The sequence below is a fragment of the Nonomuraea sp. NPDC047529 genome (genome assembly GCF_040642995.1).
Taxonomy (GTDB): Bacteria; Actinomycetota; Actinomycetes; order Streptosporangiales; family Streptosporangiaceae; genus Nonomuraea.
In genome coordinates this window covers 1-18,018 of the sequence record NZ_JBEYTJ010000024.1, presented here as the reverse complement: position 1 = coordinate 18,018, position 18,018 = coordinate 1, and the positions used below count along the sequence as shown (strand labels likewise).

At 72.1% G+C, this 18,018-nt stretch carries 23 protein-coding genes; 5 read left to right on the top strand and 18 right to left on the bottom strand.

Annotated elements, in window-relative coordinates; all coding sequences use genetic code 11:
* Nucleotides 1–7: 7 nt before the first annotated feature.
* From trpC to ABZ815_RS31640, 7 genes are all read right to left on the bottom strand, one after another.
* On the bottom strand, nt 8–847 hold the full coding sequence (gene trpC / locus ABZ815_RS31670; protein WP_125630391.1) for an indole-3-glycerol phosphate synthase TrpC: 840 nt from the start codon (nt 845–847) through the stop codon (nt 8–10).
* A 119-nt stretch (nt 848–966) separates the two neighbouring features.
* A complete protein-coding gene (locus ABZ815_RS31665) occupies nt 967–1,398 on the bottom strand; it encodes a DUF2752 domain-containing protein (RefSeq protein WP_357704369.1) in 432 nt (143 codons plus the stop codon).
* Nucleotides 1,399–1,418: 20 nt separating this feature from the next.
* On the bottom strand, nt 1,419–2,021 hold the full coding sequence (locus ABZ815_RS31660) for a CD225/dispanin family protein (RefSeq protein ID WP_357704367.1): 603 nt from the start codon (nt 2,019–2,021) through the stop codon (nt 1,419–1,421).
* Between the two features lie 144 nt (nt 2,022–2,165).
* Nucleotides 2,166–2,840: a DUF4190 domain-containing protein gene (locus ABZ815_RS31655; RefSeq protein ID WP_357704365.1), complete on the bottom strand. Its 675-nt coding sequence runs from the start codon at nt 2,838–2,840 to the stop codon at nt 2,166–2,168.
* Nucleotides 2,841–2,949: 109 nt separating this feature from the next.
* The gene (locus tag ABZ815_RS31650) at nt 2,950–3,588 is read right to left on the bottom strand and encodes a TIGR02234 family membrane protein (RefSeq protein ID WP_357704363.1); all 639 of its coding nucleotides are present in this window, start codon (nt 3,586–3,588) and stop codon (nt 2,950–2,952) included.
* Nucleotides 3,589–3,597: 9 nt separating this feature from the next.
* A complete protein-coding gene (hisI, locus tag ABZ815_RS31645; protein ID WP_357704361.1) occupies nt 3,598–3,933 on the bottom strand; it encodes a phosphoribosyl-AMP cyclohydrolase in 336 nt (111 codons plus the stop codon).
* Nucleotides 3,934–3,941: 8 nt separating this feature from the next.
* Nucleotides 3,942–4,316, bottom strand: a complete 375-nt coding sequence (locus tag ABZ815_RS31640; protein ID WP_357704623.1) for an STAS domain-containing protein — start codon at nt 4,314–4,316, stop codon at nt 3,942–3,944.
* 143 nt (nt 4,317–4,459) lie between these two features.
* Here ABZ815_RS31640 and ABZ815_RS31635 point away from each other — a divergent pair, with 143 nt between their 5' ends.
* Both ABZ815_RS31635 and ABZ815_RS31630 read left to right on the top strand, forming a co-directional pair.
* The gene (locus ABZ815_RS31635) at nt 4,460–5,296 is read left to right on the top strand and encodes an MEDS domain-containing protein (RefSeq protein ID WP_357704359.1); all 837 of its coding nucleotides are present in this window, start codon (nt 4,460–4,462) and stop codon (nt 5,294–5,296) included.
* Nucleotides 5,289–5,678 carry an ATP-binding protein gene (locus ABZ815_RS31630; RefSeq protein WP_352326361.1) on the top strand — a complete coding sequence of 130 codons (390 nt, stop codon included), beginning with the start codon at nt 5,289–5,291 and terminating at the stop codon, nt 5,676–5,678. Before ABZ815_RS31635 ends, ABZ815_RS31630 begins: the two co-directional genes overlap by 8 nt.
* A gap of 57 nt (nt 5,679–5,735) precedes the next feature.
* Here ABZ815_RS31630 and ABZ815_RS31625 read toward each other — a convergent pair whose 3' ends face one another.
* Together ABZ815_RS31625 and ABZ815_RS31620 are read right to left on the bottom strand one after the other, a co-directional pair.
* On the bottom strand, nt 5,736–7,514 hold the full coding sequence (locus tag ABZ815_RS31625) for an ABC transporter ATP-binding protein (protein ID WP_357704357.1): 1,779 nt from the start codon (nt 7,512–7,514) through the stop codon (nt 5,736–5,738).
* On the bottom strand, nt 7,511–9,313 hold the full coding sequence (locus ABZ815_RS31620) for an ABC transporter ATP-binding protein (RefSeq protein ID WP_357704621.1): 1,803 nt from the start codon (nt 9,311–9,313) through the stop codon (nt 7,511–7,513). Before ABZ815_RS31620 ends, ABZ815_RS31625 begins: the two co-directional genes overlap by 4 nt.
* A gap of 117 nt (nt 9,314–9,430) precedes the next feature.
* Between ABZ815_RS31620 and ABZ815_RS31615 the strand changes: the two genes are divergently transcribed.
* From ABZ815_RS31615 to ABZ815_RS31605, 3 genes are all read left to right on the top strand, one after another.
* Nucleotides 9,431–10,060 (top strand): TIGR03085 family metal-binding protein, encoded by a 630-nt coding sequence (locus tag ABZ815_RS31615; protein ID WP_357704355.1) that lies wholly within the window; start codon nt 9,431–9,433, stop codon nt 10,058–10,060.
* Nucleotides 10,061–10,223: 163 nt separating this feature from the next.
* Nucleotides 10,224–10,385 (top strand): hypothetical protein, encoded by a 162-nt coding sequence (locus tag ABZ815_RS31610; RefSeq protein ID WP_185844438.1) that lies wholly within the window; start codon nt 10,224–10,226, stop codon nt 10,383–10,385.
* A gap of 62 nt (nt 10,386–10,447) precedes the next feature.
* Nucleotides 10,448–11,809 (top strand): glutamine synthetase family protein, encoded by a 1,362-nt coding sequence (locus tag ABZ815_RS31605; RefSeq protein WP_357704353.1) that lies wholly within the window; start codon nt 10,448–10,450, stop codon nt 11,807–11,809.
* 41 nt (nt 11,810–11,850) lie between these two features.
* On the opposite strand, the gene hisF is transcribed toward ABZ815_RS31605, so the two are convergent.
* Genes hisF through hisD form a run of 9 tightly spaced genes read right to left on the bottom strand, consistent with a single transcriptional unit; the run spans nt 11,851 to nt 17,852 of the window.
* Nucleotides 11,851–12,612, bottom strand: coding sequence for an imidazole glycerol phosphate synthase subunit HisF (gene hisF, locus ABZ815_RS31600; RefSeq protein WP_357704351.1), 762 nt, complete (start codon nt 12,610–12,612; stop codon nt 11,851–11,853).
* Nucleotides 12,609–12,998, bottom strand: coding sequence for a Rid family hydrolase (locus ABZ815_RS31595; protein ID WP_352326354.1), 390 nt, complete (start codon nt 12,996–12,998; stop codon nt 12,609–12,611). The genes hisF and ABZ815_RS31595 overlap by 4 nt, the downstream gene beginning before the upstream one ends.
* A 32-nt stretch (nt 12,999–13,030) precedes the next feature.
* Nucleotides 13,031–13,753 (bottom strand): bifunctional 1-(5-phosphoribosyl)-5-((5-phosphoribosylamino)methylideneamino)imidazole-4-carboxamide isomerase/phosphoribosylanthranilate isomerase PriA, encoded by a 723-nt coding sequence (gene priA / locus ABZ815_RS31590; RefSeq protein ID WP_357704349.1) that lies wholly within the window; start codon nt 13,751–13,753, stop codon nt 13,031–13,033.
* A complete protein-coding gene (locus ABZ815_RS31585; protein WP_357704347.1) occupies nt 13,754–14,083 on the bottom strand; it encodes a hypothetical protein in 330 nt (109 codons plus the stop codon). It lies immediately after the preceding gene.
* Entirely contained in the window at nt 14,080–14,715 is a 636-nt protein-coding gene (gene hisH, locus ABZ815_RS31580) for an imidazole glycerol phosphate synthase subunit HisH (RefSeq protein ID WP_357704345.1), read from the bottom strand. Before hisH ends, ABZ815_RS31585 begins: the two co-directional genes overlap by 4 nt.
* Complete coding sequence (locus ABZ815_RS31575) at nt 14,712–14,867, bottom strand: hypothetical protein (protein ID WP_357704343.1); 156 nt, start codon at nt 14,865–14,867, stop codon at nt 14,712–14,714. The genes hisH and ABZ815_RS31575 overlap by 4 nt, the downstream gene beginning before the upstream one ends.
* The gene (gene hisB, locus ABZ815_RS31570) at nt 14,864–15,457 is read right to left on the bottom strand and encodes an imidazoleglycerol-phosphate dehydratase HisB (RefSeq protein ID WP_357704341.1); all 594 of its coding nucleotides are present in this window, start codon (nt 15,455–15,457) and stop codon (nt 14,864–14,866) included. Before hisB ends, ABZ815_RS31575 begins: the two co-directional genes overlap by 4 nt.
* Nucleotides 15,454–16,539 carry a histidinol-phosphate transaminase gene (locus tag ABZ815_RS31565; RefSeq protein ID WP_357704339.1) on the bottom strand — a complete coding sequence of 362 codons (1,086 nt, stop codon included), beginning with the start codon at nt 16,537–16,539 and terminating at the stop codon, nt 15,454–15,456. The genes hisB and ABZ815_RS31565 overlap by 4 nt, the downstream gene beginning before the upstream one ends.
* A complete protein-coding gene (gene hisD, locus ABZ815_RS31560) occupies nt 16,536–17,852 on the bottom strand; it encodes a histidinol dehydrogenase (protein WP_357704337.1) in 1,317 nt (438 codons plus the stop codon). The genes ABZ815_RS31565 and hisD overlap by 4 nt, the downstream gene beginning before the upstream one ends.
* Nucleotides 17,853–18,018 lie beyond the last annotated feature (166 nt).

The window sequence follows — 18,018 nt, the reverse complement described above, 5'->3', positions numbered from 1 at the left end:
GCCACTGCTATCCCTCTGCTGAGTGGTCGGGGCGCGTCGACGGGTGAGCGCCGGCGGTCACCAGCGCCTCCACCGCCTTGCGCGGATCCTTGCCGGTGACCAGGCTCTCCCCCACCAGGACGGCGTCGGCGCCACCCCTGGCGTAGGCGAGCAGGTCGTGCGGGCCGCGCACGCCCGACTCGGCGATCTTGATCACATTATCCGGAATCTTCGGCGCCAGCTTGGCGAAGACGTCACGGTCGACCTCAAGAGTCTTCAAATTACGCGCATTGACCCCGATGACCCGTGCCCCGGCGGCGACCGCCCGCTCCAGCTCCTCCTCGGTGTGCACCTCGACCAGCGGGGTGAGCCCGATGGACTCGGCCCGCTCGATCAGCGACACCAGCGCCTCCTGCTCCAGGCAGACGACCATCAGCAGCGCCAGGTCGGCGCCGTGGGCCCGGGCCTCCCAGAGCTGGTAGGAGGTGAGGATGAAGTCTTTACGCAGGATGGGGATGTCGACGCGGGCGCGGACGGCCGCCAGGTCCTCCAGGCTGCCCCCGAACTTGCGCCGCTCGGTCAGCACGCTGATCACGTGGGCCCCGCCGGCCTCGTAGTCGGCCGCCAGCGCGGCGGGGTCGGCGATGGCGGCGAGCGCGCCCTTGGACGGGCTCGACCGCTTGACCTCGGCGATCACCGAGATCCTGTCACCCCCGAGTGCGGCCATCGCGTCTCGGGGCCCCTGGGCCCGCTCGGCTCGCCGCTTGAGCTCGTCGATCGACACGGCCTGCTGACGTGCGGCGAGATCGGCGCGCACCCCTTCGAGGATGTCGTCGAGGACACTCGGTCCTTCCGTCCGCTCACTCACGCGCTTGGGGTCCCTCCGGTTGACAGTGGGGGTGGCAGAGAGTTCGCCTCGCGTCCGCTCTCGGCCTTGTCCTGCGATGGTATCGGCCCCACCGGGGTCACCTCGCCACAGGACCCGTACTAGGGCGCGAGGAACGCCCCGAAGGGAAGGTTTCGGACGACCCAGTAGACCATCACGACCCCGATGAAGGCCCACAGCCACGCCGGATGCGCCAGAGTGGTTCGCCGCGGCCTGCCCTGCCAGGCCCGTACGACCCACCGCCCCCACCAGAACAGCAGGAACGGGATCATGGCCACGGCCAGCGGGTTGAGCCCGAGGGCGGCCACCGGGTCGAGGTGGGCCAGCGCGTGGATGGTGCGCAGCGTGCCGCAGCCCGGGCAGTAGAGGCCGGTGACCCACAGGAACGGGCAGGTCGGGTAGTGGCCGGGCTGGTTGGGGTCGACCACGCCGACCACGCCGAACACGGCCCCCGCCGCGGCCGCAACACCGAGCGGCGCGAGCAGGCCCTTCAGCCGTCTCGTCCCCCGCCGCCCGGTTGTTGCGATGTTCATGCTCTCGGTGTCCCCGTCCGTCAGTAAGAGCCGTAGCTGCTCGTGGAGGCGGCGAGCAGGACGAACACCACCACGTAGAAGATGATGAGCAGCACGATGGCGATGATGCCGAAGATCAGGCTGCGCTTCCACCAGGTCTTGGCCTCCTCGGCGGCCTGCATGGCGCCCTGGTAGTCGCCGACCTGCCACTTGGAGTTGACCTGCGACGACTTCACGATCGCCACGATGCCGAGGGGCAGGCAGCAGAACAGGGTGGTGAGGATCGCCGGGACCAGCTGGTTGTCCGGCGGGGTGCCGCCGCCACCGGGGCCGTAGCCGCCACCGGGGTAACCACCGGGCGGCTGCCCGTAACCGCCACCGGGGGGCTGGCCGTAGCCGCCACTGCTCGGTGGCTGCTGACCGTAACCACCGGGGGGCTGCTCGCCGTAGCCGCCGCCACTCGGGGGCTGCTGGCCGTAGCCGCCGCCGTAACCGCCACCGCTGGGGGGCTGCTGGCCGTAGCCGCCACCACCGCTGGGCGGCTGCTGGCCGTAACCGCCACCACCGCTCGGCGGCTGCTGGCCGTAACCGCCGCCGGGCGGCTGGGCGCCGTAACCACCGTCGCCCTGGTTTCCGTAACTCATGCTCATGACTCCTCATGTCGTCATCGTGAAGCGAGTTGCGCGCGGCAGCCTAGCGAGAAAGCATCCCCTACGTGGACTAACGCCCACGTTGCGGACAATTCGTAATCACACCGCAAGCGGGGCGTCACGCTGCGCCCCGTCCGTTCACGAGTAGTCGCTGACGGAGGCCGCCGAGCCGAGGCCGATCAGGGTCAGCAGGGCCCCGCCCCACAGCAGGAAGAGCAGCACGAAGAGCACGACCATGATGTACGAGGTCACCAGGCCGCCCATCGCCATGCCCTGGCCCTCCTCCCCCGTGCGCTTGATGCGGTTGAGCGCGATGTGACCGAGGATGACGCCGACGATGCTGGTCGCGCCGCAGGTGACCAGGCCGACGATGCCGAGGATGAGCGAGGCCACCGCCATGCCGTTGGTGGAGCGGGGCTGCTGGGGGGCGCCGTACTGGCCGTAGCCGGGCTGGCCGTAACCCTGCTGGCCGTAGCCGGGCTGGGCGTAGCCGCCGCTCGGGGGCTGCGGCTGCTGCCCGTAGCCGAGGGGCTCCTGGGGGTAGCTCGGCGGCTGCTGGTTGTAGCCGTAACCGCCGGGCGGCTGCTGGTTGTAGCCGCCGCTCTGGGGCTGCTGGCCATAGCCGCCACCGCTGGGGGGCTGCTGACCGTAGCCGCCGCTCGGGGGCTGCTGACCGTAGCCGCCGCTCGGGGGCTGCTGGCCGTGACCCGGGCCCTGGCCGTAGCCGCCGCCGGTGGGCGGCTGCTGGCCGTAGCCTCCGCCGGGTGGCTGCGCGCCGTAGCCCCCGCTGCCGCCCTGGTCCCCGTAGCTCATGAGCCTGGCTCCTCTTGTGTTCTCGGCGAGTTGCAACGGCAGCTTATTGAGAAAAGGTTTGCCAAGCAGACACAGGTTCAGAACCGTGGAGATTTCGTGACTACCGACCTCAACGGCGATCCGGGGACTCTGTCGGGTCGTCGCCGCGGTCGAGCGCGTCCCACAGCTCGCGGTCGTCATGGGCCCTGCGGGCGGAGGCCGCGACCGCGCCGCCCCGGTCGTCAGCCCGGTCGCCGGTTCCGTCTCCGCTGGTGGCGGCGGCCCTCTCGTAGCGGCCCGACATGCCCGTCCACCTGCCGCCGCGCGCCACGGCCAGCACGCCGCCGGCCAGCAGCAGGAACGCGCCGAGCCCGGCCACGACCGGCCAGGCCGGCACCGGCTCCCAGGGCAGGCCGGCCATCGCGCGCATCGCGTTGTGCTCGCGCAGCCAGCCGGTGACGGTGGCCGAGGCCAGCGCCGACCACGTGCCCGCCGCCGCGCCCGCGCCGCAGAGCGCGACCAGCACGCCGACGACCCTGCGCCCGGCGCCCTTGGTGGCCAGCACGGCCACCACGCCCGCGAGCCCCGCCAGCCCCAGCGGCGTGAGCACGGGGCTCAGGTCGCCGCCGGTGGGCGCCACGGCGTCGGCGGCCTGCCCGCCGAGCACCCGCACCCAGCCCCGGCCGGCCGCCAGCAGCACCAGGCAGCTGCCCAGGACGGTGAGCCCCAGCCACGCCCACAGCTCGCGCCGCCCGTTGTCGGAGGCCATCTCGCGGCCCTAACCGATCAGGCCGGCGTCGAAGCAGGTGTGGTCGCCGGTGTGGCACGCCGCGCCGACCTGGTCGACCTTGAGCAGGATCGTGTCGCCGTCGCAGTCGAGGGCCACGCTCTTGACGTGCTGGACGTTCCCGGAGGTGTCGCCCTTGACCCACAGCTCGTCGCGGCTGCGCGACCAGTAGGTGGCCCGGCCGGTGGTGAGCGTGAGATGCAGCGCCTCGTCGTTCATCCAGGCCATCATGAGCACTTCGCCGGTGTCGTGCTGCTGGGCGACGGCGGGCACGAGGCCGTCCGCGTTGCGCTTCAGCCGTGCGGCGATCTCGGGGTCGAGGGACATGTTGCCATTCAACCAGCCCGCCCTCGTGCTCCCGCCTCCGGCTGGGCCAGCGCCTCGGACAAGGTGCCGTGGATCGGGAACAGGGCCGCCAGGTTCGTCCTGCGCAGCCGTCGCAGCACCTGGCCGTCGGAGGCCACCAGCGCCATCGTGCCGTTCCTGTCGCGCAACGCGGCGAGCTGGCGTACCAGCACCCCGAGCCCCGTGGTGTCGATGAAGGTCAACCCGGTCAGGTCGACCACCAGCCGCGGGCCGTACGCCTCCACCGCCTCGTCGAGGCACCTCCTGACCCGGTCGACGTTGTCGACGTCGACCTCGCCCATGAGGCCGACCACCACGATCTCCCCGTGCCTGCTGTGCGTCGTCTCCAGAACGTCCACGCCCATGCCTTTCACGACCCTTCCTGGGCGGCCCCGCCGAAAACGTACACCGGCCCGCATCGGGTAACGGTGTGTTTTGCCGAGAACGCGCTACGTGATCGCGGGCATCACGGTAATTTCTAGGCGACGCGTGCTAGGGAGGACACATCGTGGTGCACGTCGCGGGCTCGGTCCTCGACCCGGATCTGGGGGACCACGTCTGCCTGCCGTTCGAGGGCGACCGGCAGCGCATGACGACGACCAGGCAGTTCACGCTCAACGGGCTGCGCCGCCGGACCAAGGTGATGATCATCACCCATGCGGAGACCCCGGAGCAGACCCGGGGCTGGCTGGCGCCGCTCATCCCCGGGTTCGACGACGCCGAGGCCGCCGGGCAGGTGGAGATCCTCTCCTGTGCCGAGACGCACTTCACCGACGGCCGGCTCGACCCCGACCGCCTGCTGCACGGCCTGGCCGACGCCCACTACCGGGCGCGCAGGCACGGCCAGCACGGCGTCTACGCCCTGATCGACGCCTCCTGGGGAGCGCGCGACGCGCAGGCCCAGGCCGCCTTCGAGGCCGCGGCCAACGAGCTGTTCGGCGAGCGCTGGCTGGCCGCGGTGTGCCAGTACGACCGCGAGCTGTTCCCCCTCGACGCCATCGAACGGGCCACCGCCGTCCACCCCATCGCCCCCGAGCAGGCCCTGCTGCGCTTCGCCAACACCTCCTCTCCGCCGGGGCTGCGGGTGTGGGGCGACGTCGACCTCACCAACAGGCCGGCGTTCGGCTCGGTGCTGTCGCCGCTGGAGAAGGAGCCGGGGCAGGTCGTGATCGACGCCTCCCACCTCGACTTCATCGACGCCGGCTCGGCCCGGCTGCTGACCGTCACGGCCGCGGCCAGGCCCTATGGCTCGACCGTGGTCGTCTGCGCCGAGCGGGTGGCCCGGGTGCTCCGGCTGGTCAGGGCCGACACGCACGTCGTCGTCCGCCGGGTGGGCGATGGGTAGGCAGGTGCTCCGCGCGACCTTCGCGCGCGGGCGCATCACGTTCCTGCGCAGGGCCGTGGCCGAGCAGGCCGCCTACGAAGGGCTGAGCGGGCGGCGGCTGGAGGACTTCGTGCTGGCGGTCAACGAGGTCACCACCAACGCCGTCCTGCACGGCGGCGGCCAGGGGCGGCTGCGGTTGTGGTCGGGCGAGGGCCGGCTGTGGTGCGAGGTCACCGACCAGGGCCCGGGGCTGCCGCCCGGCTGGATGGGCGAGGCGCGCCCGCCCGCGGGGCTGGAGTTCCGCGGGCGGGGGCTGTGGCTGACCCGGATGTTGTGCGACCACATCACGATCGTGTCCGGCCCGGCGGGCACGAGCGTGACGTTCGCCGCCGCCCTCGACTAGGAGCCGCCGCGCTCGACGAGAAGCCGTCGCACCCGACCGGGAAACCGTCGCACCTGGCTAGGAGTGTGCCGCCGAGACCCAGGAGGCGTGCAGACCGGCGTAGACGCCGGGCCGGCTGACCAGCTCGGCGTGCGGGCCGCGCTGCACCAGGCGTCCGGCGTCGAACACCAGCACCTCGTCGGCGTTCTCCGCCGTCGAGAGCCGGTGGGCGATCGAGACGGCGGTACGGCCCCTGGTGACGCCCTCCAGCGCGCGGGCCAGGCGCACCTCGGTGGCCGGGTCGACGGCCGAGGTGGCCTCGTCCAGCAGCAGCAGGTCGGGGTCGGCGAGGTAGGCGCGGGCCAGGGCGACGAGCTGGCGCTCCCCGGCCGACAGCGACTCGCCGCGCTGGCCGACGGGCGTGTCCAGGCCCGCGGGCAGGCCCTCGACCCAGTCGGCCAGGCCGAGCTCGGTCATCGCGAGCTGGATCTCCTCGCGGGTCGCCGGCGGCCTGCCGTACCGGACGTTGTCCTCCAGGGTGCCGTCGAACAGGAAGCCGTCCTGGGGGACCATGACGATGCGTTCGCGCAGGGAGGAGAAGCGCACGTCGCGCAGGTCGTGGCCGTCCACGGTGACGCGGCCCCCGACGGGGTCCATGAGCCGGGTCAGCAGCTTGGCGAACGTGGTCTTGCCCGACCCGGTCTCGCCCACGACGGCGATCCGCGAGCGCGGCGGGATCTCCAGCGAGACCTCGCGCAGCACGGGCGGCCCGCCCGGGTAGGAGAAGTGCACGTTCTCGAAGGCCACCGAGATCGGGCCCCGGGGCAGCAGCACGCCCTTCTCACCGGGGTCGGCGACGTCCGGCGGGGTGTCCAGGACGCCCAGGATGCGGCGGTACCCGGCCACCGCGTTCTGGGCCTCGTTCAGCACCTCGGTGGCGGTCTGCAGCGGCGAGACGAACAGCGTGACCAGGAAGAGGAAGGCCACCAGCTTGCCCGCGGTGATGTCGCCGGACACCCCGAGCCTGACCCCGAGCAGCACGATCCCGGCGATGGCCAGCGCGGCCACGATCTCGGTCAGCGGGAAGACGAAGCCCACGATGGTCTGGGCCTTGATCTGCGCGGCCCTGTTGGCGTCCACGGACCTGTCGATGCGTTCGGCGGTGCGCCGCTCGGAGGCGTAGGCCCTGATGACGGCGGCGCCGACGACGGACTCGCTGACCGCGGCGAGCATGTCGCCGGTGCGCTCGCGCACGGTCGTGTACGCCCGCGACAACAACCGCTGGAAGCGCGGCAGCGCGATCACCAGCGGGACGAAGCACGCCCACACCAGGAGCGTGAGCTGCCAGGAGTAGACCAGCATGAGCACGCTGGCCACGAAGAGCTGGCCGAACGCCACGATGATCATCAACCCGCCCCACTGCATGAACGTGCTGATCTGGTCGATGTCGTTGGTGACCCGCGAGACCAGCGCGCCGCGCCGCTCGCTGTTCTGGGTGAGCACCGACAGGTCGTGCACGTGCCGGAACCCGCGGACGCGCAGGCTGGCCAGCGAGGACTCGGTGGCCTTGTAGAGGCGCACGTTCATGATGTAGCCGGCCAGCGCGGTCAGCACCACCGCCGCGGCGCACACCAGGACGGCCCGGGTGATGTACGGCAGGTCCGGCGTGCCGGACTTGATGCCGGTGTCGATCGTCTGCTGCACCGCGACGGGCACGATGATCTTGCCGACGGTCGCCACGACGGCCAGCCCCAGCGTGCCGGCCAGCCCCTTGCGGAACTCGGGGGTGAGCGACAGGCCGTGCCAGATGGTGGCCAGCGCGGACCGCTCGACGTTGCCCTGGAGCGCCTCGCTCATGCGCTGACCTCTTCCTCTTCCTCTTCGGCGTCCTGGGCCGGGGCCAGGTCGATGGCGGCCCGTTCGGCCTCCTCGCGCTCGTAGGCGGTCACCAGGTTGCGGTATCCGAGGCAGCGTACGAGCAGCTCCTCGTGGGTCCCGCGGTCCACGACCCGGCCGTGGTCGAGGTAGACCACCTCGTCGGCCAGGGCGATGGTGGCCATGCGGTAGGCGACGACGACGACGGTGGAGGCGTGCGCGGTGTCCCGCAGCCCGTGCAGGATTCTGGCCTCGACCTGGGGGTCCACGCTGGAGGTGGCGTCGTCCAGGATGAGCAGGCGCGGGCGGCGGACGACCGCGCGGGCCAGGGCGATGCGCTGGCGCTGGCCGCCGGACAGCGACGCGCCGCGCTCGCCGACGCGGGTGTCCAGGCCGTCGCCCAGGCGGCCGACGAAGCCGTCGGCCTGGGCCAGGCGCAGCGCCGCCCACACGTCCTCGTCGCCGGTGTCCAGGCCGAGCGCGACGTTGCCGCGTACGGTGTCGTCGAACAGGAACGTCTGCTGGGGCACCAGCGCGGCGGAGGCGGCGATGGCGCCGTAGGGCAGGTCGCGCACGTCCACGCCGTCGAGCAGCACCTGCCCGGAGGCGGGGTCGACGAGCCGGGCGAGAAGCTGCACCAGCGTCGACTTGCCCGACCCGGTCGGCCCGACGAGGGCCACGGTACGGCCGGGCGGCACGTCGAAGGTGACGTCGTGCAGCACCTCGGCCTGGCCGTAGGCGTAGGACACGCCGGCGACCTTGAGCTCGGCGGGCCCGGACGAGGCCACCGGCGTGTCGCCGTAGTCCATGGAGCCTTCGGCGTCGAGCACGGCCTGCACCCGCTGCCAGCCGACGACGCTGCGCGGCAGCTCGGCCAGCACCCAGCCCAGCGCCCTGATCGGGAAGGCCAGCAGCGTGAACAGGTAGGCGACCTGCACCAGGTCGCCGGAGTCGATCGCGCCCGTGGACAGGCGCAGCGCGCCGACCCCGAGCACGGCCAGCACGCCGATCGTGGGCAGCGCCTCCAGCATGGGGTCGAACAGCCCGCGCACCCGGCCGACGGCGATGTTGGCGTCGCGCAGCTCGTGGGCGCGGCGGCGGAAGCGGTCGGTCTCCAGCTCCTCGCGGCCGAGGGTCTTGATGACCAGCGCGCCGTCGAAGCTCTCGTGGGCGATCTCGCTGACCTCGGCGCGCAGTTGCTGGGCGCGGGTGGCCAGGGGGCTGAGCCTGCGCTGGTAGATCAGGTTCAGCACGGCGATGGCCGGGAAGATCAGGAAGCCCACCAGGGCGAGCACGAGGTCGGTGAAGACCATGGCGATGGCCGCGGTGAACAGCATGACCAGCACGCCGACGGCCATCGGCAGCGGCGCGAGCGGCGCCCAGGCGGCCTCGGCGTCGGCGCTGGCGTTGGACAGCAGTTGCCCGGTCGGGTGCTGGTGGTGCCAGGACAGCGGCAGCCGCAGGTACTGCTTGGTCACGTCCCTGCGCGACCTGGCCTGCATGCGGTACTGCACGACGCCGGCCAGGATGCGGCGTCCGGCCACGCCGATCGCCTTCAGCAGCGCGGTGCCGACGATGAGCGCGGCCCCGGTCCACAGGGCGCCGGCGGCGGTCTCGCCCCGGTCGAAGGCGGGCAGCACCACGTTCTGCGTCGCCCAGCCCAGTGCCCAGGCGGAGGCGACGGTCATGCCGCCGTAGACCGCGCTGGCCAGCGCGGCCATCGCGAACACGGCTCTCTCCGTGCGAATGGCCACCCCAAGGACACGCAGCCCTTGACGCATGACGGCCGAGGTGACCTTGCTCGCCACTCGGTATTTTTCCCTTCAAACGTCGAAATTTCTATCTATGTCCCTATCACGTCAGATCAGCTCCTTATTCCCACAGGTAGGCTTGGCCGGGTGACTCACGCTCGTGGCGAACGCGCCGCGCTCTGCGACCTGTTCGACCGGCTCGGCCCCGGCGCGCCCACCCTGTGCGAGAGGTGGAACACCTACGACCTGGCCGCCCACCTCGTGCTGCGCGAGCGCCGGCCGGACGCCATGGGCGGCATCGGGATCTCCGCGCTGGCGGGCTACACCGCCTCGGTCCAGAACGGCCTGAAGGCCAAGCACCCCTACCCCGAGCTGGTGGGCATCGTGCGCCGGCCGGGCGGCGTCTACGGGCTGCTGCCCTTCCTCGACACGGCGGTCAACACGCTGGAGTTCTTCGTCCACCACGAGGACGTGCGCCGCGCCCAGCCCGGATGGGAGCCCCGCGAGCTGCCGGCCGACCTCGACCGGCTCATCTGGAAGCGGGTGGCGGCGGGCGCCCGGCTCATGCTGCGCCGCTCGCCCGTGCGGCTGGTGCTGCGCCGCACCGGCGGCGGGGTCGCGCTCGGCGGGGCGCGGGAGGGCGCCAAGGTGCAGGTCACCGGCACGGCCCAGGAGCTCCTGCTGTTCTGCTTCGGCCGGCAGGCGCACGCCAGGGTGGAGCTGACCGGCGACGACCCGGCGGTGACCCGGGCAACCGAAGCCCGGCTCGGATTCTGACCGAAACCCTCGGCGCAGAAACCCTTCGTCTTAAACCTTCAGCACGTACGATGGCACAGGAAAGAAGCCCCCCGGTTAGGATCTTGGACATCTTCACAGAAGATGACCGTGATCGCCCAGATCCGGGTATATACGGCTGGGAATGGACTGCAGGAGGCCCCCCATGCAGGTCAAGAAGGTGGCTACGTACGTTCTGGTGGCGTTCGTGGTCTTCTACCTGTTCACCCGGCCGGCCCAGGCGGCGGCCGCGGTCAACGGCGTGTTTGATGGAATTGTCCAAGGAGCCAACCAATTGGCGGTCTTCTTTACGAACGTTCTGACCTGACGTTCGCGTTCTGTCCGCGCTGGGTGCTTCCACGCGCTGACAGATCGTGTTACGCAGGCAGGATGAGAGATCGCCCCAGCGGCACCAAGATCAATCAGCTCGATCCGCAGGCCCGGCGCGTCCTCGAACGGGCCGAGCTTGAGGGCGTCGAGCTGATCCGTTTCCTGTACGCCGACCACGGTGGCGTGGTCCGTGGCAAGGCGGCGTCCCGGTCCCGGCTGGCCGAACGGCTCAACTCGGGCATCGGGCACACGGTGGCCATGATGGCGATGAACATGCTCGACCAGCTCCAGGAGGTCGAGCATCTGGGTCCGGTGGGTGAGGTTCGCATTGTCCCCGACCCCGCCACGTTCGTCCTGTTGCCCCATGCGCCGGGCGCCGCCGCGATGCTGTCGGACCTTCGCCGTCCCGACGGCTCACCCTGGGAAGCCTGCGCCCGCACGTTCCTCAAGGACGCCGTGGCGGAGCTGGCCGCCGACGGCTACCGGATCGAGGCGGCCTTCGAGCCCGAGTTCACGCTGGGCCGCCGCCTGCCCGACCCCGGTGGCGGCCCCGACCGGCTGGTGCCGCTCGACGACACTCTCTGCAATGCCAACACCGGCTTCGACACCGCGCACGACTACGCGATCAAGCTCGTCCGCGCCCTGGAGACCCAGGGCCTGCGCGTCGAGCACTACCATCCCGAGCTCGGCCCCGGCCAGCAGGAGCTGTCGGTGCGCCATGCTCCGGCGCTGCGCGCCGCCGACAACCACGTGCTCTACCGCGAGACCGTGCGCGGCGTGGCGATGCGCATGTCGATGTGGGCCTCGCTGGCTCCCAAACCCCTGGCCGACCAGGCCGGCAACGGCGCCCACCTGCACCTGTCGCTGTGGCGCGACACCCGGAACCTGTTCGCCGAGGACGGCGACGCGCGGACGGGCTTCATCGGCGGCCTGATCGCCCACCTGCCCGCCCTGACCGCCCTGACCTGCGGCAGCGTCAACAGCTTCCGCCGGCTCGCGCCCCGCATGTGGTCCAGCGCGTACGCGGTCTACGGCCCCGACAACCGGGAGGCGGCCGTGCGCGTGTGCTCGCCGCTGGGCGAGAGCGGCGAGCCGAACCTGGAGCTGAAGCCGTCGGACTCCTCGGCCAACCCGTACCTGTCGCTCGGCGCGGTCATCCACGCCGGGCTCGACGGCATCCGGCGCAAGCTCGACCCGGGCGAGGCCGTGGACGTCGATCCCGACACCCTGCCCGGCCGCTACCAGCGCCTGCCCGGCTCGCTGGAGGAGGCGCTCGACGCGCTGGAGGCCGACGAGGTGCTCATGGAGGCGCTCGGGCCGTTGCGGCGCGAGGCGTACCTGGCGGTCAAGCGTTCGGAGGCGGCCGCGTTCGCCGCCCAGGACGTCTCCTACGAGCTCTACCACCACATGCGGGTGTTCTGAACCGGCCGCCGGCCTCGCGCGGGCGGGGCCGGCGGGCGGTCTCAGCGGACCGGGTGGCCCGCCATCCGCAGCGTCTCCTTGACGTCGCCGATCTTCAGCGTGCCGAAGTGGAACACGCTCGCGGCCAGCACGGCGTCGGCCCCGGCCGCGATCGCCGGTGGGAAGTCCTCCAGCCGGCCGGCCCCGCCGCTGGCGATCACCGGCACCCGCACCGCCGTGCGCACCGCGCGCAGCAGCTCCAGGTCGTAGCCGTCGAGGGTGCCGTCGCCGTCCATCGAGTTGAGCAGGATCTCGCCCACGCCCAGCTCCTCGCCGCGCGCCGACCACTCCACGGCGTCGATGCCCGTGCCGCGCCGGCCGCCGTGGGTGGTCACCTCGAACCCGCTGGGCATGCCCGGCGCCCGGCGCGCGTCGACCGACAGCACCACGCACTGCGCGCCGAACCGCCGCGACGCCTCGGTCAGCAGCTCGGGCCTGGCGATCGCCGCGGTGTTCAGGGACACCTTGTCGGCCCCGGCCCGCAGCAGCCGGTTGACGTCGTCGACCGCGCGCACGCCGCCGCCCACGGTGAGCGGGATGAACACCTGCTCGGCGGTGCGGCGCACCACGTCGAGCATGGTCTCCCGCTCGCCCGACGACGCGGTGATGTCGAGGAAGGTCAGCTCGTCGGCGCCCTCCTCGTCGTAGCGCCTGGCCAGTTCGACCGGATCTCCCGCGTCGCGCATGTTCTCGAAGTTGACGCCCTTGACGACCCGTCCGGCGTCGACGTCGAGACAGGGGATCACTCTTACCGCTACGGTCATGCTCGTAGTGCCTCGATTTCGATCTCGACCAGCATTCGAGGGTCGACCAGCCCGGCGACCCTCACTCCTGTGCAGGCGGGCCGCACGTGCCCGAAGACCTCGTAGATGGCCCGGCCGACGAGGTCGAAGTGGCGCTGCTCCACCACGTAGTAGCGGACCATGACGACGTCCTCGCGGGTCAGGCCGCCGACCTCGACGGCGTCGAGCGCGATGTCGATGGCGGTCAGGCTCTGCCGGTAGGCGTCGCCGACGTGACGCACCTCGCCGTCGATCGTGGCCGTGCACCCGGACACGATCACCCGCTCTCCCACGACCACGGCGCGGGCGTAGCCGTACTTCTCCTCCCAGATGCCGCCCGAAAACACCCTCGGACCGGTGCTTTCCATGCTGACGCTCATTCCGCCCCCTCCCGGCGAAGCTAAACGCGTACCGCGGCCAGCGCGTCCTCCAGAGTGAACGCGTGAGCGTACAGGGCCCTGCCCACGATGGCTCCCTCCACTCCGTCCGGGACGAGAGAAGCCAGTGCCACCAGGTCGTCAAGACTGGACACTCCGCCACTGGCGATCACGGGCTTGTCGGTGCGTGCGCAGATACGCCGGTAGAGGTCGAGGTTGGGGCCCTGGAGCATGCCGTCCTTGGTCACGTCCGTGACGACGTAGCGGGGGCAGCCGTCGGCCTCCAGGCGGTCGAGCACCTCCCACAGGTCGCCGCCCTCCTTCGTCCAGCCGCGGGCGGCCAGCGTGGTGCCGCGCACGTCGAGGCCGACGGCGATCCGGTCGCCGTGCTCGGCGATGATCTTGCGGCACCAGTCGGGGTTCTCCAGGGCGGCGGTGCCGATGTTGACCCGGCGGCAGCCGGTGGAAAGGGCGGCGGCCAGCGACTCGTCGTCGCGGATGCCGCCCGACAGCTCCACGTCGACGTCGAGCTTGCCGATCACCTCGCTGATCAGCTCCTTGTTGGAGCCCCTGCCGAAGGCGGCGTCGAGGTCGACCAGATGGACCCACTCGGCGCCCGCCTGCTGCCAGGCCAGCGCCGCGGCGAGCGGCTCGCCGAAGCCGGTCTCGGTCCCGGCCTCCCCCTGCACGAGGCGTACGGCCTGGCCATCGGCCACATCCACGGCGGGCAGCAATACGAGCGACATTCAGGTCCTCCGGTCGAAAGCGAGGGTCACGACAACGGGTGCGAGCAGCAGGGAGAAGACGAACACGGCGAGGCTCAGCGCCGGCGAGCCCCACACCAGCCACACGATCGCCTGCACGATCAGGAAGCCGAGCGCCACCGCGACGTTCTGGGCGCGGTGGCGGCGGGCGATCAGGCCGCCCTGCCGGGCGAACCTGACCGGACGCGGGATCAGGCGGGCGGTCAGGGCGCGGCGCCGGGCCCGGCGCGCCTGCCGCTCCTCGTTGAGCCGGATCGCGCGCGCCCGCTCGGCCTCCCGCACGGCCCGCCGGCGCGCCCGCTCCTTGCTCATACCGTCTCTAGCCAGTTCCTCAGCAGGGCGGCTCCGGCGTCGCCGGACTTCTCGGGGTGGAACTGGGTGGCCATGAGCGGGCCGTTCTCTGCGGCGGCCACGAACGGCACGCCGTGCTCGGCCCAGGTCACCACGGGCGCGGCGAAGCCCTGGTCGGCCGGGTGGAGCTCCCACTCGCGCACGCCGTAGGAGTGCACGAAGTAGAAGCGGGTGTCGGCGTCGAGCCCGGCGAACAGCACGCTGTCGGCGGGCGCCTTGACCGTGTTCCACCCCATGTGCGGCAGCACGGGCGCCTCCAGCCGCTCGACCGTGCCCGGCCACTCGCCGCAGCCCTCGGTCTCGACGCCGTGCTCGACGCCCCTGGCGAACAGGATCTGCATGCCGACGCAGATGCCCAGCACCGGACGCCCGCCGGCCAGGCGGCGGCCGATGACCCGGTCGCCGTGGACGGCCTTGAGCCCGGCCATGCAGGCCGCGAACGCGCCGACGCCCGGCACGACCAGCCCGTCGGCGTCGAGGGCCGCGTCGAAGTCGGCGGTCACGGTGACGTCCGCGCCGACCCTGGCCAGGGCCCGCTCGGCCGAGCGCAGGTTGCCCGAGCCGTAGTCGAGCACCACGATGTTCTTGCTCACCACCACAACACCCCCGCCGTGATCGCCATCGCCGCGCCGACCGCGCAGACCGCGGCGCCCACCTTGAGACCCTGCTTGGCCAGCGAGAACACGCCTCCGCCGAGGAACAGGCCGAGGAACACCATCACGCCGGCGATGAGATTGTCGGTCACAGCACGCCCTTGGTACTCGGCACGCCCGAGGCGCGCGGGTCGAGCTCGGACGCCTCGCGCAGCGCCCTGGCCAGCGCCTTGAACTGGGCCTCGACGATGTGATGGGCGTTACGCCCGTACGGCACGTGCACGTGCAGGCAGATGGCCGCCTGGGCCACCAGCGACTCCAGGATGTGCCGGGTCATCGTCGTGTCGTAGTCGGGGCCGATCATCGGGGCCATGCCCTCGGGCTCGCTGTGCACGAGGTACGGCCGCCCGGACAGGTCGACCGTGACCTGGGCCAGCGACTCGTCCAGCGGGCACGACGCGCTGCCGAACCGCCGGATGCCGGACTTGTCGCCCAGCGCCTGGCGGAAGGCCGCGCCGAGCGCCAGCGCGGTGTCCTCGATCGTGTGGTGGGCGTCGATATGCAGGTCGCCCTCGGTCTTGACGGTCAGGTCGAACAGACCGTGCTTGCCGAGCTGGGCCAGCATGTGGTCGAAGAAGCCCACCCCGGTCGAGACGTCGACCAGGCCGGTGCCGTCGAGGCCAACCTCGACCAGGACCGAGGTCTCCTTCGTTGCCCGCTCCACGCGCCCTACGCGACTCACAGAACCTCCTCCATCGCGGCGCGGAAGGCCGCCATCTCCTCGCCGGTGCCGATCGACACACGCAGCCATTCTGGCGGGCCCACCTCGCGGATGAGCACGCCGTGCGCCAGCAGCCCCTCCCACACCGCGCGCCGGTCGGGGAACCGCCCGAACAGCACGAAGTTGGCGTCGGAGTCGGCCACCGACAGCCCCTTGCCGCGCAGCCACGCGACCGTGGCATCCCGCTCCGCGCGCAGCGCGTCGACCGTGCCGAGCAGCTCGTCGCGATGGCGCAGGGCGACGCGCGCGGCCGTCTGGGTGAGCGTGGACAGGTGGTACGGCAGCCGCACCAGCAGCAGCGCCTGCACCACGGCCGGATGCGCGGCCAGGTAGCCCAGCCGCGTGCCGGCCATGGCGAACGCCTTGGACATCGTGCGGGTGACGATCAGCCTGGGGTGGCGCGGCAGCAGCGTCAGCGCCGACGGGGTGCCCTCGCGGGCGAACTCGGCGTAGGCCTCGTCGATCACCACCACGCCCGGGGCGGCGGCGAGCACCGCCTCGATCGTCGACAGCGGCTGCGCGGTGCCGGTCGGGTTGTTGGGCGAGGCCAGGAAGACGATGTCGGGCCGGTGCTCCTCGATCGCCGCGACGGCCTTGCCGGGGTCGAGCGAGAAGTCGTCCTCGCGCAGGGCGCCGATCCACTCGGTGCTGGTGCCGGTGGTGAGGATCGGGTGCATCGAGTACGACGGCTCGAACCCGATCGCGGTGCGCCCGTGGCCGCCGAAGGCCTGCAGGATCTGCTGGAGCACCTCGTTGGAGCCGTTGGCCGCCCACACCTGGTCGGGGCTCAGCCCGTGGCCCAGGTAGGCGGCCAGCTCGGCGCGCAGCCGCGTCGCGTCGCGGTCGGGGTAGCGGTTGAGCTCGCCCGCGTTCGCGGCGACGGCCTCGGCCAGGTCGGCGACCAGCGCGGGCGAGGGCGGATAGGGGTTCTCGTTGGTGTTGAGCCGGACTGGCACGTCGATCTGCGGCGCGCCGTAGGGCGAGCGGCCCTTCAGGTCGTCGCGGATGGGCAGGTCGTCGAGCGTCACGTCGGCGGGATTCACTCTGACTCCGTGGGGACTCGCCAGTCGAAGCGGGCGCGGATCGCGGCGCCGTGCGCCGGCAGGTCTTCGGCGTCGGCCAGCACCGACACGTGGGCCGCCGCCTGGGCCAGCGCCTCGCGGGTGTAGTCGACGACGTGGATGCCGCGCAGGAACGACTGCACCGACAGGCCGCTGGAGTGGCAGGCGCAGCCACCCGTGGGCAGCACGTGGTTGGACCCGGCGAGGTAGTCGCCGAGCGAGACCGGCGCGTAGGTGCCGACGAAGATCGCCCCGGCGTTGCGCACCCTGGCCGCGACCTCGGCCGCGCCGGCGGTGTGGATCTCCAGGTGCTCGGCCGCGTACGCGTCGACGACCTTGAGGCCGTCGTCGATCGAGGAGACCAGCACGATGCCCGACTGCCGGCCGCCCAGCGCCTCGGTGATGCGCTCGGAGTGGCGGGTGGCCGAGACCTGGCCCGGCAGCTCCTTCTCGACCGCCTCGGCCAGCTCGGGGCTGGTGGTGACCAGGACGGCGGCGGCGATCGTGTCGTGCTCGGCCTGGCTGATCAGGTCGGCGGCGACGTGCACCGGGTCGGCGGTCTCGTCGGCCAGGATGGCGATCTCGGTGGGACCGGCCTCGGAGTCGATGCCGATGCGGCCCTTGAGCAGGCGCTTGGCGGCGGCGACCCAGATGTTGCCGGGGCCGGTCACCATGGTCGCGGGCGCGCACTCCTCGGTGCCGTAGGCGAACATGGCCACGGCCTGCGCCCCGCCCACGGAGTAGACCTCGTCGACGCCGAGCAGCGCGCACGCGGCCAGGATGGTGGGGTGGGGCAGCCCGCCGAACTCCTTCTGGGCGGGGCTGGTGACCGCCAGCGAGGCGACGCCCGCCTCCTGGGCGGGGACGACGTTCATGACCACGCTGGAGGGGTAGACGGCCCGGCCGCCGGGCACGTAGAGGCCCACGCGGTCGACCGGCACCCAGCGCTCGGTGACCGTGCCGCCGGGCACGACCTGCGTGGTGGTGTCGGAGCGGCGCTGGTCGCGGTGGACCAGCCTGGCCCGCCTGATCGACTCCTCCAGCGCGGCCCGGACCCGGGGGTCGAGCTCGTCGAGCGCCCGGCGGATCGCGTCGGCGGGGACGCGGGCGGAGGCGATCTCGACACCGTCGAACCTGGCGGTCAGCTCCCGTACGGCTGCCGCCCCGCGATGGCGCACGTCGTCGCAGATGGGCCGCACCTTCTCCAGGGCGGCCTCGACGTCGAGCTCGGCGCGTGGCAGCACGTCGCGCAGGTTCTCGGGGAGGGAACCGCGCATGTCAATACGGGAAATCACCCTGACAGTCTACGGAGTCCGGGCCCCGCATCCGGTTCTGTCCAGAATGCGGGACGCAGGTGAGGCGGGTTACGGGGGGCCGCGCGCGGCGGGGGGGGCACGACGCCCGGGCGGGCCGCCACAACCACGCCAGCGCCCAGACCGGGGCGCCCAGAGCGACGCCGCA

Coding starts and splice junctions, on each gene's coding strand:
- ABZ815_RS31625 (WP_357704357.1), bottom strand. CDS start 7,514: ATGAGCGAGGCGCTCCAGGGCAACGTCGAGCGGTCCGCGCTGGCCACC.
- ABZ815_RS31620 (WP_357704621.1), bottom strand. CDS start 9,313: ATGCGTCAAGGGCTGCGTGTCCTTGGGGTGGCCATTCGCACGGAGAGA.
- ABZ815_RS31585 (WP_357704347.1), bottom strand. CDS start 14,083: ATGAGCAAGGAGCGGGCGCGCCGGCGGGCCGTGCGGGAGGCCGAGCGG.
- hisI (WP_357704361.1), bottom strand. CDS start 3,933: ATGTCCCTCGACCCCGAGATCGCCGCACGGCTGAAGCGCAACGCGGAC.
- ABZ815_RS31605 (WP_357704353.1), top strand. CDS start 10,448: ATGAGAGATCGCCCCAGCGGCACCAAGATCAATCAGCTCGATCCGCAG.
- ABZ815_RS31655 (WP_357704365.1), bottom strand. CDS start 2,840: ATGAGCTACGGGGACCAGGGCGGCAGCGGGGGCTACGGCGCGCAGCCA.
- ABZ815_RS31650 (WP_357704363.1), bottom strand. CDS start 3,588: ATGGCCTCCGACAACGGGCGGCGCGAGCTGTGGGCGTGGCTGGGGCTC.
- ABZ815_RS31660 (WP_357704367.1), bottom strand. CDS start 2,021: ATGAGTTACGGAAACCAGGGCGACGGTGGTTACGGCGCCCAGCCGCCC.
- ABZ815_RS31640 (WP_357704623.1), bottom strand. CDS start 4,316: ATGGGCGTGGACGTTCTGGAGACGACGCACAGCAGGCACGGGGAGATC.
- hisF (WP_357704351.1), bottom strand. CDS start 12,612: ATGACCGTAGCGGTAAGAGTGATCCCCTGTCTCGACGTCGACGCCGGA.
- ABZ815_RS31610 (WP_185844438.1), top strand. CDS start 10,224: ATGCAGGTCAAGAAGGTGGCTACGTACGTTCTGGTGGCGTTCGTGGTC.
- ABZ815_RS31595 (WP_352326354.1), bottom strand. CDS start 12,998: ATGGAAAGCACCGGTCCGAGGGTGTTTTCGGGCGGCATCTGGGAGGAG.
- ABZ815_RS31630 (WP_352326361.1), top strand. CDS start 5,289: ATGGGTAGGCAGGTGCTCCGCGCGACCTTCGCGCGCGGGCGCATCACG.
- ABZ815_RS31665 (WP_357704369.1), bottom strand. CDS start 1,398: ATGAACATCGCAACAACCGGGCGGCGGGGGACGAGACGGCTGAAGGGC.
- priA (WP_357704349.1), bottom strand. CDS start 13,753: ATGTCGCTCGTATTGCTGCCCGCCGTGGATGTGGCCGATGGCCAGGCC.